A 14,960-nucleotide genomic window follows, 5' to 3' on the forward strand; every position below is an offset into this window, starting at 1 on the left:
CGTGACGTCACGCAAGTCCGTTCTGGTGCTCGGTGGCTCCTCCGATATCGGCCGCGCCGCGGCGCGTGCCTTTGCCAAGGCTGGATACGATGTCGCCCTCGCCGGCCGCGACGTTGCCGCGCTCGCGCCTGACGCGGCCGATCTGCGCGCGCGCTACAATGTTGAAGCGAGCACGTGGAGGTTCGATGTGCTCGACACCGCTTCGTTCGAGGGCTTCGTCGCCGGCCTTCCTGTCTTGCCTGATGTCGTCATCTCGATCGTCGGCCTTTTGGGCGTGCAGCAAAACGCCGAGAGCGATCTCGCACACGCCACCACGATCATGCGGTCGAACTACGAGGGCCCGTCGCTGATCCTCGGCCTGTTCGCGGAAAAATTCTTGGCCCGCGGCAATGGCACAATTGTCGGCGTGTCGTCGGTCGCGGGCGACCGCGGCCGCGCTTCGAACTATGTCTACGGTTCGGCAAAAGCCGGCTTCTCCGCATTCCTCTCGGGCCTGCGCGCCCGCGCCAGCCGCGGCGGCGTGCACGTCGTCACCGTGAAGCCCGGCTTCGTGCGCACGAAAATGACTGAGGGCATGAAGCTGATCGGCCCGCTCACGGTCGATGCGCCCGTCGTCGGCGACGCGATCCTTGCCGCCGTCGAGAAGAAAACGGATGTCGTTTACGTCAGCGGCGTCTGGCGTCTCGTGATGCTGATCATCAAGACGCTGCCGGAGGCGGTGTTCAAGAAGCTGAAGTTCTGATTGTTGCGGCCCGCACTATAGCTCGTCATGCCCGGCCTTGTGCCGGGCATCCACGTTCTTGGTGCCGCGACGAAAGACGTGGATGGCCGGGTCATAGGCGAGCAAAGCGACGCCGTCCTTCGGACGGCTATGCCCGGCCATGACGGCGGAGAGAGCAGCGGCTCACGCGCTCTTGCGCTGGAACTGGCCCTGCGGGCGGAAGCGCCAGAGATATTGCGGCGCGATCGCCTCCAGCGAATCGGCCGTGATGCCCAGGCCTTCCAGCGTGAGCCCGGCGGCTTTCGCCGCATCCGACACGACATTATCGCGATCGAGCAGCGTGACCTGGTCCGGCGTCAGCTTGAACGCACCGGGCGCGAATTGCAGGAAGGCGGCCTGGAGACGGGCAAGCCCGAACGACAGCGGCACCAGCATCGGCTTGCGATCGGCGATCTCGACGATGGCCTCGATGATCTCGCGCATGGTCAGCACCTCCGGCCCGCCGAGCTCGTAGGTCGCACCCGCCTTGGCTTTGCCGTCGACGGCATCCGCGATCCCTGTGGCGACATCGCCGACATAGACCGGCTGCATCTTCGTCTCGCCGCCGATCAGCGGCAGCACCGGCGACATCCGCGCCAGCGCCGCAAAGCGGTTGGTGAACTGGTCCTCGGGGCCGAACATGACTGAGGGACGGAAGATGGTGGCAGACGGCACCGCCGCGCTCACCGCAGCCTCGCCGGCCGCCTTGGCCCTGGCGTAGTGCGAGGGTGATTCGGCATCGGCGCCGATCGCCGAGACATGGATCAGGCGCGCGCCCGCGGCGGCCGCCGCCTTGGCGACGGTCTCGGCGCCCTTGGCCTGGACCGCGTCGAAGGTCTGGGCGCCGCCCTCGGTGAGGATGCCGACCAGATTGATCACGACGTCCGAATCACGCACCGCCGCCTCGACCGATCCAGGGTAGCGCAGATTGGCCTGGATGGTGTGAACCTGGCCGACCTTGCCCGAAGGCTGGAGGTATCCGGCGAGTTCCGGCCGCCGCACGGCGACCCTGATACGGTAATCCCGCCGGCACAGCGCGCGGACGACATTCCGGCCCAAAAACCCCGATCCGCCGAAAACCGTGACGAGAGTTTCCGAATTCGATGCCATGGGAGTGATCCTGGGTCCGATTCTGCAGGAAGAGTGCGAGATATCAGGCTTGTATCGGGCCAGTGTGCGATGCGCAATCGGCATCCAGAACCATGAATTGACAACGGCGTCACTGAACCGTAGTAACCGCCTCCGTGCCCCAAACGGCATGCCCAGGTGGTGGAATTGGTAGACGCGCTGGCTTCAGGTGCCAGTGGCTTAACGGCCGTGAAGGTTCGAGTCCTTTCCTGGGCACCATTTTAGGGATTTGGTCCCCAAATCGAGCGGCTTCCAATCATCGGAGCTAACCGCACGGCGCTCCCCAGATCGCCGTCGCGATGATCTCTGAGCCGGCCAAATTGGCTCTGTCAGCCCTCACACCAAGCTCCTCCCCGCCCTCTCCGCCACCGATTTCTGCACATAATACATCGCCACCAGCGTGATGATCGTCGTCGTGACGACGACATAGCCGATCCGCTCGAAATGCAGCAGCGAACCATCCGCCTGTTGCGAGATGATCGCGGCCGCGAGCACCGAGCCGAGGCCGCCGGAGAGCTGCTGGAGCGAAGCGCTGATCGCGCTGAACGAGCCGCGCTGGGTCTGGTCGGGAATCGCCGAGATGATCGCCTGCGACGGGATCATGCGCGAGAAGATGCCGACGAACATCAGCACGTTGACGGTGATCGCGGTCACCAGCGAGACGTGGCCGAGATGGGTGTAGATCAGCACCATGACGACGGTCATCGCGCAGCCGAACACGAAGGTCGGATATTTGCCGAAGGTGTCGCTGGCGCGGCCGACCAGCGGTCCCGTGACGATGCTGAACAGGCCGGAGACCAGATAGATCGTCGGCAGGTGCGCGATGTCGATGCCGATATTGTTCACGGTGAACGCGCTGGAATACGGCATCAGCATGTAGCCGCCCGTCGCCAGCAACGTCGTGACCGCGAAGGCCAGCGTGTAGCGCGGCTCGAACACGGTCGCGACCAGATGATGGAACGGGTTGCGGTCCTGCTTCAATTTCAGATGCGCATCGACCGGCGCCATCGCGAAGGCGATGACGGCGATCGCCAGGATCGACAGGCCGACGATCGCAAAGAAGCAGACATGCCAGTCCCAGCGATTGGCGAGAAACAGGCCGGCGGGAACGCCGAGCACCTGGCTCGCGGCAAAGGCGGTCTGGACGAAGCCCATCACGCGGCCGCGCAAATGCAGCGCGAACAGATCGGTGACGATGGCGAGCACGATCGAGCCGATCACGCCGCCGAACAATCCGGTCACGATCCGGGCGGCCAGCAGCACATGATAATCCTGCGCCAGCGCGCACAGCAGGGTCCCGAGCGTGAAACCGGTGTAGAAGAACAGCAGCAGGCGCTTGCGATCGAAGCGATCGGCAAATCCGGCGGCCAGGATGCCCGACAATCCGGCGCTGAACGCGTAGGCCGAGACCGCGACGCCGAATTGCCCGGCCGTGATGTTGAGCGAGGGCATCATGATGGCGCCGAGCGGCGACATGATGATGAAGTCGAGAATGATGGTGAACTGTGCGAAGGCGAGCAGCGCCACCAGAAGTGACTGGTAGCGCGTAAAGCCGCGCTGGCGTTCCTGCTGATCGTCGATCGGCGCGGCGAGCGTCTGGTCTGTCATGGCACCTGGGGCGTGATGGGAGGCTGGGCTCAGATGGGGTCGGCGCGGCCGATGTCCACGGGCGCGGGGTCCATGTTCCGCTGGTATATCCAGCGCGCGCCGGATTGTGGGATCCCTGCAACAGCTGCCGTTCTCCCGCCAAATTAAGCCGCTCTTAGCCAATGCTGCCTAGGCTCGCGGCCGTCCATTTTCCCGCTTCTCCGGCCTGTCCCAGCGTCTCTCAGCTCTTGGGCCGGCCGTGTCGCGGTCAGTCAGAGCGTTTTCGGATGGAGCAGCCCGTCTGGCAGGTCGAACGGAGCGAGGCCGCGCCGCAGCTGGCGGCGGCGCCCGCCCGTACCCTCGTGGTCGATCTCGAAGGCGCGCTGCTGCGCTCGGAGCTGCTGATGGAGGCGCTGTTCTCCAGCCCCGCCCGCATGCTGGCCCGCTTCGGCGCGGGCGGCCGCGCAGGCATGGCGGCCCTCACGGACATCCTGGCGCGCGCCGAGCTCGACTATGCCCACCTGCCCTATGATGCCGACGTGATGAACCAGGCGCTGGCGGCACGGGCGCGCGGCGCGAAGATCTTTCTGGTCGCCGGCCGCCTCAATGATCATGCCGCCGGCATCGCGACGCATCTCGGCTTTGACGGCGTCGTGACCCCGGCCGATCTCGCCGCCGGCGACAGGCTGCCGTTCGATCGCAACGCGATCGAGCGCATCGAGGCGCGCAGCAAAAGTGGTGCGAGCCTGAGAACCTGGGCCAAGGCGCTGCGCCTCTACCAATACGCCAAGAACACGCTGGTGTTCGTCCCCGTTCTCACCGCGCATCAGGTCAATATCGCAACCCTCGGCTCTGCGCTGCTGGCCTTCCTGGCGTTCTCGGCCTGTGCGTCGGGCGCCTATCTGATGAACGATCTGCTCGATCTTGCCGCCGATCGCCAGCATCCGACCAAGCGCCACCGTGCGCTTGCCGCGGGTGATCTGAAGATCTCCTCGGCGCTGTCGGCGATCCCCGCGCTGTGGGCGTTCGCGCTTGTTGCCAGCCTCTGCATCTCCGTGACTTTCCTCGGCGTGCTCGCCGCCTATCTCGCCGCCACGATCGCCTATTCGCTGGTGCTCAAGCGCAGGATGCTGGTCGACGTCGTCACGCTCGCGGGCCTCTATTGCTTGCGCATCGTCGCAGGTAGCGTTGCCGCCGGCGTCGTGCTGTCGGAATGGCTGATGGTGTTCTCGCTGTTCGTGTTCACCTCGCTCGCGCTGATCAAGCGCTTCAGCGAGCTCAGCATGCGCCAGGGCGAGGGCCTTTCCGATCCATCCAACCGCGACTACCGCATCAGTGATCTCAGCATCATCGCCGCGATGGCGGCCGCGAGCGCGATGAATGCGGTGACGGTGTTCGCGCTCTACGTGTCGTCCTCGGCGGTGACGCCGCTTTACAGCCGGCCCTGGATGTTGTGGCTGCTCGCGCCCCTGCTGCTCTATTGGTTCGGCCGGGCCCTGATGATCGCGCATCGCCGCGAGATGCCTGATGATCCCATCATCTACGCCTTCCGCGACAGCGCCAGCCGCACCACCGTGGCGGCGATGGTCTGCATCATGCTGGCGGCGATCTGACCGGGATTTCCGCGCTTGCACCGCCCGTCCGCACTGGATACATCGCGGTCGATCCGATTAGCCTATGATGACGAAGCGACCGATTCGATCTGAGGGTTTGAAACGCCATGACCGTACGCCTGCATCGCGGTGACCTGCCTGACCTCTCCCGCTACACCGGCGCGGTGGCGATCGACACCGAGACCATGGGTCTCAATCCGCACCGCGACCGGCTCTGCGTGGTCCAGCTCTCGCCGGGCGATGGCAGCGCCGACGTGGTGCAGATCCCGAAGGGATACACCGACGCGCCCAACCTGAAGGCGCTGCTGGCCGATCCCGCCATCACGAAAATCTTCCATTTTGCGCGGTTCGACGTCGCGGTGCTGTACCAGACCTTCGGCGTCATGACCGGGCCGATCTACTGCACCAAGATCGCCTCCCGCCTGACCCGCACCTATACCGACCGCCACGGCCTGAAAGACCTCGTGCGCGAGGTGCTCAATGTCGACCTTTCCAAGCAGCAGCAATCCAGCGATTGGGGCTCCGACAGCCTGACCGAGCCGCAGCTCGCCTACGCCGCCTCCGACGTGCTGCACCTGCACGCCCTGCGCGAACGGCTGGACGCCATGCTGGTCCGGGAAGGCCGCGCCCAGCTTGCAAAAGCCTGTTTCGACTTCCTGCCGACCCGCGCCCTGCTCGACCTCCAGGGCTGGGAGGAAGAGGACATTTTCGCGCATTCCTAGAGTTGGTTTGATGTCATTCCGGGGCGGCTCGAAGAGCCGAACCCGGAATCTCGAGATTCCGGGTTCGATGCGTTGCATCGCCCCGGAATGACGGCATGCAAGCGGGCGGAGAGCAACCGCCCCGTTTCGGACACTTTCCTGCGGCCTGTCCAAGTGCAGCCTGTTCAAGACTGATAAGGCTGCATATTGAGGCGGCGCCGGGTACAATGGCCCGCGCTTGGTCAGGACAAGGCGAGCGACACCCTGGAGCAGCGGTGAATTCGGCCCAGTTTCCCACCTACGACGCCGCGCTTGCGGCGAAGTTTGCACAGGCGGCGCGCCACAGCCGCCTGGTGCGGATTCTGCGCATCGGGGTGCCGGCGACGGTGGTCGTGGCCATGGCCGTGATCATCTACATCGCGTTCTTCAACAAATACCGGATTCCGAACCTGCCCGTCTCGGTCAAGAACGTCGCGGTGAGCGGCACCAAGATCACGATGGAATCGCCGCATCTGTCCGGCTTCTCGCCGGACCTGCGGCCCTACGAGCTCTGGGCCAAGACCGCGACGCAGGACATCACCGATCCCGATCATGTCGATCTCGCCGATCTGCGCGCCAAGGTGCTGATGGAAGACCAGTCGACGATATTCCTCGATGCCCGCAACGGCCGCTTCGACAACAAGCAGCAGCAGCTCGATTTGCACAAGGACATCTTCCTGCGCACCTCGACCGGCTACGAGGCGCGGCTGAACTCGGCCTTTGTCGACATGAACAAGGGCACGGTCTCCTCGGACGAGCGTGTCGACGTCAAATTGACCAACGGCACGCTGACCGCAGACAAGCTGCGCATCACCGAAGGCGGCGACGTCATTCGTTTCGAAGGCAATGTGGTGATGCATCTGGACAAGCTCGGCACGGATGACGCTGCGCCTGTGCCGGTCGAGCAGCCGGCGGCGCCGCCGGCGAAGTCGAAGAAATCCGCAAACCCAAAGTGATTTTCATGGCCCCATTTTTTTCGCGCACCGGTGCCGGGCGTCGCGCCATCGTCGCAGCGGCAGCGCTGGCCGGTGTCGCGCTGATCGCGGCCGGTGCAGCCGTCGCGCAGAGCGCGATGCAAGGCGTGCCCAACGCGATGCAAGGCTTTTCGCAGAACCGCGATCAGCCGATCCAGATCGAGGCGGCCTCGCTCGAGATGCGCGACAAGAAGAAGGAAGCGACCTTCGCCGGCAATGTGAAGGTCGTGCAGGGCGACACCACCATGACCTCGAAGACGCTGGTGGTGTTCTACGAATCCTCTGGCGACAAGCAGGCCGCGCCGCAGCCGGCGCCGGCGCAATCTGCGTCTGCAAAAGGCCAGAAGGGAGCGCCGATGCAGTCGGCCACGCCGGGACCCGGCGGCGCCTCCTCGATCAAGCGGCTGGAAGCGCGCGGCAATGTCGTCGTCACCCAGAAGGACCAGGTGGTGACGGGCGAGACCGCGGTGTTCGACACCAAGACCAACCTCATCACCATGCTCGGCGGGTCCGGCGGCCAGGTGGTTCTGACCCAGTGCCAGAATGTGCTACGCGGCGACCGCCTCATGGTCGACATGACCACCGGCGTCTCCCGGGTCGAATCCGACAGCGGCAAGGTGCAGGGTCTGTTCATCCAGTCGCAGGGCGGCGGAAGCGGCAAATGCGGAACGCCCGTCGCCCCGGGCGCAGGCTCGCCTCTGCAGCTTCCTGGCGGAACTAAACCGAAGTAGATTCAAGCGCTTGTCCCAGATGTCGCCGATCCGAGGTTGAAGCTTGCGTGGTGACACTGTATCTAGCGCGCAGGGCTTTCGAAGCGGGGTCCGCCGCTTTTCGGGCGTGTTTCACTGGGCATGAGACATCCCTTCATTCATGCTGTGCCGGCGAATCGAGAGGCCGGCACTGCAGATCGCGCGAGCACCGCGCAAAGCTAGAAGGCGGGGATGGTCGATCTCTTCAGCATGTTCCGACGGCGCCCCGCCAAGCGCGGCCGGCCAGGATTTGCCCGTCAGGACATCACCGCGCTCGGCGACAGCGTCGGCGGCCTGGTGGCGAGCCCCGTGCGGGACGCGCCGCCGATTGCCCGTGACCAGGCCATCCAGGCCTCGGACCCCTATGGTGTCGAGGCCCCGCCGCGCCAGCGGCCGGCGGCGGCTCAACCGCCCAAAGCCAGACCCGCTGCCAAGTCCAACGGCACGGGCGGACCGCAATTGTTGAAGCGGCCGGGCTTCCTGGCTGTGCATAGCGTGGAAAAGAGTTTTGGCAGCCGCCAGGTCGTGCGCGGCGTCAGCATCTTTGTGCGGCGCGGCGAAGCGGTCGGTTTGCTTGGCCCGAACGGCGCCGGCAAGACCACCGTGTTCTACATGATCACCGGCCTGATCAAGGCCGATCGCGGTGCGATCGAGCTCGACGGCCACGATGTCACGAAGCTGCCGATGTATCAGCGCGCGCGGCTCGGCATCGGCTATCTGCCGCAGGAAGCCTCGATCTTCCGCGGCCTCACCGTCGAGCAGAACATCCGCGCCGTGCTCGAAGTGGTCGAGCCTTCGCGCAAGAAGCGCGAGCAGCAACTCGACTCGCTGCTCGACGAATTCAACATCACGCGCCTGCGAAAATCGCCTTCGATCGCGCTGTCAGGCGGTGAGCGTCGCCGCGTCGAAATCGCGCGCGCGCTGGCAACGCGTCCGAACTACATGCTGCTCGACGAGCCCTTCGCCGGCATCGATCCGATCGCGGTGGGCGACATTCAGGACCTCGTCCGCCACCTCACCAACCGCGGCATCGGCGTCTTGATCACCGACCACAATGTGCGCGAGACGCTCGGCCTCACCGACCGTGCCTACATCGTCTATGCGGGTGAAATCTTGACAGAGGGCAGCCCGGACGAGATCGTCGCGGATCCGGATGTCCGCCGCCTTTACCTTGGCGAGGAATTCCGCCTCTAGCCCTTTTTTGCGTTTCGTCAAGACGTGTACATCGGGCTCGGACTAGGATAAGCAAAAATCGGACCAATTTTCGGGAACGGTTCTTGCTTCATGGCGCTTTCGCAGAGATTAGAGTTCCGGCAATCGCAGTCGCTGGTCATGACGCCGCAGCTGATGCAGGCGATCAAGCTGCTGCAATTGTCCAATCTCGATCTCACGACCTTCGTGGAGGAGGAGCTCGAGCGTAATCCCCTGCTGGAGCGGGCCAATGACGAGGCCCCCGGCGGCGAGGCGCCGGCCGAGACCGGTCAGTTCAGCGATGGCGACGAATCAGGCAGCCATGCTGACGGTGTTGGCGCCGATGACGGCTTTGGCGGCAGCGGCAATGCCTTCGAGCCCGGCCAGGAAGAATGGATGAGCAAGGATCTCGGCTCCCGCGCCGAGATCGAGCAGACCCTGGACACGGGCCTGGACAACGTCTTCTCCGAGGAGCCCGCCGAGGCGGCCGCGCGCAACGCCCAGGACGCCGCGCCGACCACCTACACGGAGTGGGGCGGTGGTGCCTCCGGCGACGAGGACTACAATCTCGAAGCTTTCGTCGCCGCGGAGACCACGCTCTCCGACCATCTCGCCGAGCAGCTGTCGGTCGCCTTCACCGGTGCGGCGCAGCGCATGATCGGGAAGTATCTGATCGATCTCGTCGACGAAGCCGGCTACCTGCCGCCGGATCTCGGCCAGGCGGCCGAGCGCCTTGGCGCAACGCAAAAGGACGTCGAGGACGTTCTCGCCGTGCTGCAAAAATTCGACCCGCCCGGCGTCTGCGCGCGCAGCTTGAGCGAATGCCTGGCGATCCAGCTCCGCGAGCTCGACCGCTATGATCCCGCGATGCAGGCCCTCGTCGAGCATCTCGATCTCCTCGCCAAGCGTGACGTCGCCGCGTTGCGCAAGCTCTGCGGCGTCGACGACGAGGACATCGCCGACATGATCGGCGAGATCAGGCGGCTCAATCCCAAGCCCGGCATGAAGTTCGGATCGGCGCGGCTTCAGACCATGGTGCCCGATGTCTATGTCCGCCCGGGACCGGATGGCGGCTGGCATGTCGAGCTCAACAGCGACACCTTGCCGCGCGTTCTGGTGAACCAGACCTATTATTCCGAACTGTCGAAGAAGATCGGCAAGGACGGCGACAAGTCGTATTTCACTGATGCACTGCAGAACGCAACGTGGCTGGTGCGCGCGCTCGACCAGCGCGCCCGCACCATCCTGAAGGTTGCGACCGAAATCGTGCGGCAGCAGGACGGTTTCTTCACCCACGGCGTCGCGCATCTGCGGCCGCTGAATCTGAAGGCCGTCGCCGACGCCATCCAGATGCATGAATCCACGGTGTCGCGCGTCACCGCCAACAAATACATGGCGACAAATCGCGGCACATTCGAGTTGAAATATTTCTTCACCGCGTCGATCGCGTCCGCCGACGGCGGCGAGGCGCATTCCGCCGAAGCCGTACGTCACCACATCAAGCAGCTGATCGATTCGGAAGCGCCCGCCGCGATCCTGTCGGATGATACCATCGTGGAACGCTTGCGCGCTTCGGGCATTGATATTGCCCGCCGCACGGTCGCGAAGTACCGCGAAGCCATGCGCATTCCGTCCTCGGTGCAACGCCGTCGCGACAAGCAGAGCGCTCTTGGTAACGTCCTTTCCACCGCAATGTCCGATCGCTCCCGCAACACCGAACCGGCGTGATTGCGCTGGCGCGAAATCGCGCTACTCTCATCCCCTATTCGCGACCGAGCTAGGCCCTCAACCAAGCGAGGCATCACATGACTCTTCGGATCTCGGGCAAGAGCGTTAGCGTCGGTGAGGCCCTCCGCGGGCGTGTGACCGACCGGACCGAAGAGGTCCTCCGTAAATATTTCGACGGCAATTATTCCGGTCACATCACACTGAGCAAGGACGGCCTCGGCTTCCGCACCGACTGTGCGCTGCATCTTGATTCCGGGATCACGCTGGAAGCCGATTCGAACGCGCAGGATGCCTATGCCAGCGCCGACCAGGCGCTGATCATGATCGAGAAGCGTCTCAAGCGCTACAAGAGCCGGCTCAAGGACCGCTCGGCGCGCAAGGCTCATGTCGCGTCCGCCGCGCTCGCTGCGCTCGACGCCACGGCCTACGTGCTCGAGGCCCCCGGCGAGGGCGACGACGAGGAGGAGGTCACCGGCTACAGCCCCGTGATCATTGCCGAGGCGACGACGTCGCTGAAGCAGATGTCGGTCAGCGAGGCCGTCATGGAACTGGACCTCAGTGGGGCGCCCTGCCTGGTATTTCAGCATGGCTCCTCGGGCCGGGTGAACATCATCTACCGCCGGGCGGACGGCAATGTCGGCTGGATCGACCCGCCGGGCGCCAAAACGGGCTAGCCCAGTGGGTACCCCGTATCAACCACAGTCCTTAACAATGACCGTGGCAAAGCCGCACGCGGGAGTTGGCACCGGGATTGCGTTGGAGTAGAAGCGCCCCACATCAGAGCTTAACGGGACTTGGGCTAAGTCCCCTGTCTGCTTGACCTTCTTGACGCCGGCCGGGCTCGATTCGATCGAGCCGGCCAATTCGGAACCTGACGGTTTAATTCACCCCGGAACACTTCCATGCCGATTACCGATCTGGTCGCCCCCGAGGCGATACTTCCGGCATTGAAGGTCAACAGCAAGAAGCAGGCGCTCCAGGAGCTCGCCGCCAAGGCCGCCGAGCTGACCGGACAGAACGAACGCTCGGTGTTCGAGGTGCTGCTCCAGCGCGAGAAGCTCGGCACCACGGCGGTCGGCTACGGCGTCGCCATTCCGCACGGCAAGCTGCCCAAGCTCGAGAAGATTTTTGGCCTGTTCGCGCGCCTCGATCGCCCGATCGATTTCGAGGCGATGGACGGCCAGCCGGTCGATCTCGTCTTCCTGCTGCTCGCCCCCGAAGGCGCCGGCGCCGATCATCTGAAGGCGCTCGCCCGCATCGCGCGGTTGCTGCGCGACCAGGACATCGCCAAGAAGCTCCGCGCCTCACGTGATGCCCAGGCGATCTATTCGGTGTTGGCCCTGCCGCCGGCGACCGCGGCGTAGTCTTTCACACCATTGCCTAATGTGAGAGCGTTTCTGCTCTCTCAGCACCGTCATTGCGCTCGCAATGACGAGGTGCAAACTCTTCAACACACCGTCGGAAGCAGGTGCCGGACTTCGTCGAGCAGCTCGGCAACCGCCGCCTTGTCACCCGCGAGATGCCTGAGCAGCGCGCTCTGGAACAGGCCGTCGAACAGCGCATAGAGCGCGGCGGGCGATGACGCCGGCCGCTTGCCGCCGAACTCGGCATAGCGCGACGCGATGCGCCAGATCATCGCCTCCAGGCTCTTGTCGATCTCGAGCACGTCCTTGCGAAACGCCGCTTCGAACATCGCCTGCGAGCGCAGATCGTACCAGAGCCGGTGCATGCGGGCTTCGCTCTCGAGCGTTGCCGCAAGCTTGGCGAGGAAGCCCTCCGTCAATTCGTCGCGGCTCGTTGCAGTCGCGACGACCTCGTCATAGCGCGTCACGCACTTCGCCTTGTAGTGGCGCACGCAGCAGCAGATCAGGTCGAGCTTGTCGCTGAAATAATAGTGGAACACGCCGTGCGTGAACGCCGAGTTCTGCGCGATCTCGCGCAGGCTGGTGCGCGCGAAGCCGAGCTCGCCGAGCGTTTCCAGCGCGGCCTCGGCCAGCTCGATGCGCCGTGCGTTGAACTTTTCGTCCCGCAACACCTCGGCCGCATCAGCCACACGCCGGGCCGCTCCCGTCACCTGCCGCGCCATCTCGTCCCTTCCTCAGTCCCGTTCTTTCAAGGACTTATACCGCGCCATCCGCGCAATGCTCCATCCCCTCACAACCACTTCCTTTGACAACTGTCAAATTCGTTCTTGACAAGTGTCAAGATTCTGGCGGAGGTTCGCGCTCAAGAATTTGGACAGTCGTCAAGACGTCCGACCATGGAGGAACGCTTCGCTGGGTGCAGCCCAAAAGGCCCTGCGCCCATCGACCTGGTGCGCGCCGATCGTGCGCCCCACCAATCAATCACCAGCAACGGGAGGAGCGCATCATGAGTGGGAAGAGCCTTGCAGGCAGGAAAGCCCTGGTCACCGGCGGTGCCAGAGGAATCGGTGCGGCGATCGCGCAGGCGTTGGCGCGCGCCGGCGCCTCGATTATGATCGCCGACATCCTCGAAGACGCCGGCAGTGCGAGTGCGAGCGCCATCGCGAAGAACGAAGGTGTCCCGACGGGATTCGCCCAGCTCGACGTTGCCGATGACGCCCAATGGGAGCGCGCGGTTGCCAGGACCGTCGCAACGCTCGGCGGCTACGACATCCTGATCAACAATGCCGGCATCGAGATCACCTCGCTGGTATCGGAGATCAGAGCCGAGGACGCGCGACGGATGTGCGACGTCAACATCGTCGGCACCGTGCTCGGCATGAAGCACGCCTTCCGTGCGATGCGGCCGGGCGGACCGGCGGGCAAGGGCGGCGCGATCGTCAACATCGCCTCCGTCGCGGCGACGATCGCCTTCCCGAGCATCTCGGTCTACTCCGGCACGAAATCCGCGGTCGACCGCATGACGCGGGTCGCTGCGATGGAGGCCGGCAAGCTCGGCTACGGCGTGCGCGTCAACTGCATCTATCCAGGCCTGATCCCGACCGACATGGGCCTGCAGCTCGCCAACGACATCGTCAAGATCGGCCTCGCGCCCGACGTCAACGCCGCTGTCGGCTCAGTGGTGGAGCAGACGCCGCTCGGAAAGCTCGCGGAGGTCGGCGACATCGCCGATGCCGCGGTGTTTCTGTGCTCGAACGAGGCGCGTTTCATCACCGGCATCGGACTGCCGGTCGATGGCGGCATGGGCATGTGAGCTGAAGACCCGACAACAAAACATTTCGGAGGAACACCATGAGCGCGAAGAAACCCGTCATCGTCTATGGCGCGTCCGGCTATACCGGCCGTCTCGTCTGCGAATATCTACGCGAGTACAACATCCCGTTCGTTGCCGCCGGCCGCAGCGCCGAGAAGCTCAACGCTGCCATGAAGGCGAACGTGGCCGGCATTGAGACCGCCGACTACGAGGTGGTGGAAGTGCCGCACACCGTGAGCGCGCTGACGGAGTTGTTCAACGGTGCCTCGGTGGTGCTCAACACCGTCGGCCCCTTCGCCAAGTTCGGCGGCGAGGTGGTGCAGGCCTGTTGGGCTTCCCGCTGCCACTACACCGACACGACAGGCGAGCAGGACTGGCTGATCACGCTTGAGCAGGAGTGGGGCACCAAATTCGCCAATGCCGGCCTGCTGCTGGCGCCGGGCATCGCGCAGATGTACACCACCGGCGAGATTGCAGCGCAGCTGTGCCTGGAGACGCCGGGCCTCGACACGCTCGATATCGCCGTGTTCTGGGGCGGCAGCCCGACCATCGCCTCGACGCAGACCATCCTGGTCAACGCCGCGATGGCCAAGGCCTACTACCTCGAGCAGAACAAATACGTCGAGCATCAGCCTGATGCCGGCCTATACAACCTCGCCATCCCCGGCCAGCACGAGCTGGCGCTGGCGCTGCCCTGGGGCGGCACCTCGCACCCGGTGTGGTTCAAGCGCGATCCCCGCGTGGCCAACGTGAAGGTGCTGGGCGGGGTGTTCAACCGCGCCCTGATGCTGGGTGTGCCGCAGATCGTCGCCGGCGCGCTGGAGGCGACCAAGAACATGAACCCCGACGAACGCTACGCCGCGTTGGCGCAGACCGCGGCCAGCGTGATGAACACCATGCCGCCGCGCGAGAACCCGCGCGTCAACAAGTCGCTGGATTCGGTGCATGCCTCCGGCCCGCTCGGGCGCGCGCACTGCGTCATCAACGGCAACAGCAACTACAAGCAGACCGGCATGTTGCAGGCCTATGCCGCCGCGCATCTGCTGCAGCAGCCGCCCAAGCGCGTGGGCTTCGCCTCCGGCTGCCAGGCGTTCGGCCATCACGAGCTGCTCGGGCAATTGCGCAGTTTTGGGCTGGTCAGCAAGCCGATCCTCACCGTGCACGACTGACAAGAGCGGCGGGGGGGGGGGGGGGGCCCCCCCCCCCCCCCCCGGGGGGGGGGGGGCCCCCCCCCCAAAACTGATACAAGAAACAAACGGCGGGCGCCGGCCCCCAAACCCCCCGACGAAAAACGCTTGGGGCGCCCGAACACA

General features: G+C 64.8%; 14 protein-coding genes and 1 tRNA gene. 12 read left to right on the forward strand and 3 right to left on the reverse strand.

Annotated elements, in window-relative coordinates:
- Position 1 precedes the first annotated feature (1 nt).
- Positions 2-742: an SDR family oxidoreductase gene (locus M2427_RS38895; protein WP_280712053.1), complete on the forward strand. Its 741-nt coding sequence runs from the start codon at positions 2-4 to the stop codon at positions 740-742.
- A 162-nt stretch (positions 743-904) separates the two neighbouring features.
- Here the strand turns inward: M2427_RS38895 and M2427_RS38900 are convergent, their stop codons facing one another.
- The gene (locus M2427_RS38900; RefSeq protein ID WP_280712054.1) at positions 905-1,870 is read right to left on the reverse strand and encodes a complex I NDUFA9 subunit family protein; all 966 of its coding nucleotides are present in this window, start codon (positions 1,868-1,870) and stop codon (positions 905-907) included.
- A gap of 150 nt (positions 1,871-2,020) precedes the next feature.
- Here M2427_RS38900 and M2427_RS38905 point away from each other — a divergent pair.
- A tRNA-Leu gene (locus tag M2427_RS38905) sits at positions 2,021-2,107 on the forward strand.
- 117 nt (positions 2,108-2,224) lie between these two features.
- Here M2427_RS38905 and M2427_RS38910 read toward each other — a convergent pair.
- Complete coding sequence (locus tag M2427_RS38910) at positions 2,225-3,496, reverse strand: MFS transporter (RefSeq protein ID WP_280712055.1); 1,272 nt, start codon at positions 3,494-3,496, stop codon at positions 2,225-2,227.
- A 266-nt stretch (positions 3,497-3,762) separates the two neighbouring features.
- Between M2427_RS38910 and M2427_RS38915 the strand changes: the two genes are divergently transcribed.
- The 8 genes from M2427_RS38915 to ptsN all read left to right on the forward strand — a co-directional run bounded on the left by M2427_RS38915 (position 3,763) and on the right by ptsN (position 11,834).
- Positions 3,763-5,088 carry a UbiA family prenyltransferase gene (locus M2427_RS38915; RefSeq protein ID WP_280712056.1) on the forward strand — a complete coding sequence of 442 codons (1,326 nt, stop codon included), beginning with the start codon at positions 3,763-3,765 and terminating at the stop codon, positions 5,086-5,088.
- Between the two features lie 107 nt (positions 5,089-5,195).
- Complete coding sequence (locus M2427_RS38920; RefSeq protein ID WP_280712057.1) at positions 5,196-5,810, forward strand: ribonuclease D; 615 nt, start codon at positions 5,196-5,198, stop codon at positions 5,808-5,810.
- Between the two features lie 254 nt (positions 5,811-6,064).
- Positions 6,065-6,784, forward strand: coding sequence for an LPS export ABC transporter periplasmic protein LptC (lptC, locus tag M2427_RS38925; RefSeq protein ID WP_280712058.1), 720 nt, complete (start codon positions 6,065-6,067; stop codon positions 6,782-6,784).
- Between the two features lie 5 nt (positions 6,785-6,789).
- A complete protein-coding gene (locus M2427_RS38930; protein WP_280712059.1) occupies positions 6,790-7,533 on the forward strand; it encodes an LptA/OstA family protein in 744 nt (247 codons plus the stop codon).
- 210 nt (positions 7,534-7,743) lie between these two features.
- Positions 7,744-8,745, forward strand: a complete 1,002-nt coding sequence (gene lptB / locus M2427_RS38935) for an LPS export ABC transporter ATP-binding protein (protein WP_280712060.1) — start codon at positions 7,744-7,746, stop codon at positions 8,743-8,745.
- Positions 8,746-8,835: 90 nt separating this feature from the next.
- Entirely contained in the window at positions 8,836-10,470 is a 1,635-nt protein-coding gene (gene rpoN / locus M2427_RS38940) for an RNA polymerase factor sigma-54 (RefSeq protein ID WP_280712061.1), read from the forward strand.
- Positions 10,471-10,547: 77 nt separating this feature from the next.
- Positions 10,548-11,144, forward strand: coding sequence for a ribosome-associated translation inhibitor RaiA (gene raiA / locus M2427_RS38945; protein ID WP_280712062.1), 597 nt, complete (start codon positions 10,548-10,550; stop codon positions 11,142-11,144).
- 228 nt (positions 11,145-11,372) lie between these two features.
- Positions 11,373-11,834, forward strand: a complete 462-nt coding sequence (gene ptsN / locus M2427_RS38950; RefSeq protein ID WP_008141251.1) for a PTS IIA-like nitrogen regulatory protein PtsN — start codon at positions 11,373-11,375, stop codon at positions 11,832-11,834.
- A gap of 83 nt (positions 11,835-11,917) precedes the next feature.
- On the opposite strand, the gene M2427_RS38955 is transcribed toward ptsN, so the two are convergent.
- Positions 11,918-12,556, reverse strand: a complete 639-nt coding sequence (locus M2427_RS38955) for a TetR/AcrR family transcriptional regulator (protein ID WP_280712063.1) — start codon at positions 12,554-12,556, stop codon at positions 11,918-11,920.
- A 284-nt stretch (positions 12,557-12,840) separates the two neighbouring features.
- Here M2427_RS38955 and M2427_RS38960 point away from each other — a divergent pair, with 284 nt between their 5' ends.
- Complete coding sequence (locus M2427_RS38960) at positions 12,841-13,647, forward strand: SDR family oxidoreductase (protein WP_280712064.1); 807 nt, start codon at positions 12,841-12,843, stop codon at positions 13,645-13,647.
- Between the two features lie 38 nt (positions 13,648-13,685).
- Positions 13,686-14,816, forward strand: a complete 1,131-nt coding sequence (locus tag M2427_RS38965; RefSeq protein WP_280712065.1) for a DUF5938 domain-containing protein — start codon at positions 13,686-13,688, stop codon at positions 14,814-14,816.
- Positions 14,817-14,960 lie beyond the last annotated feature (144 nt).

Source organism: Bradyrhizobium sp. BR13661 (assembly GCF_029892425.1).
Lineage (GTDB): Bacteria > Pseudomonadota > Alphaproteobacteria > Rhizobiales > Xanthobacteraceae > Bradyrhizobium.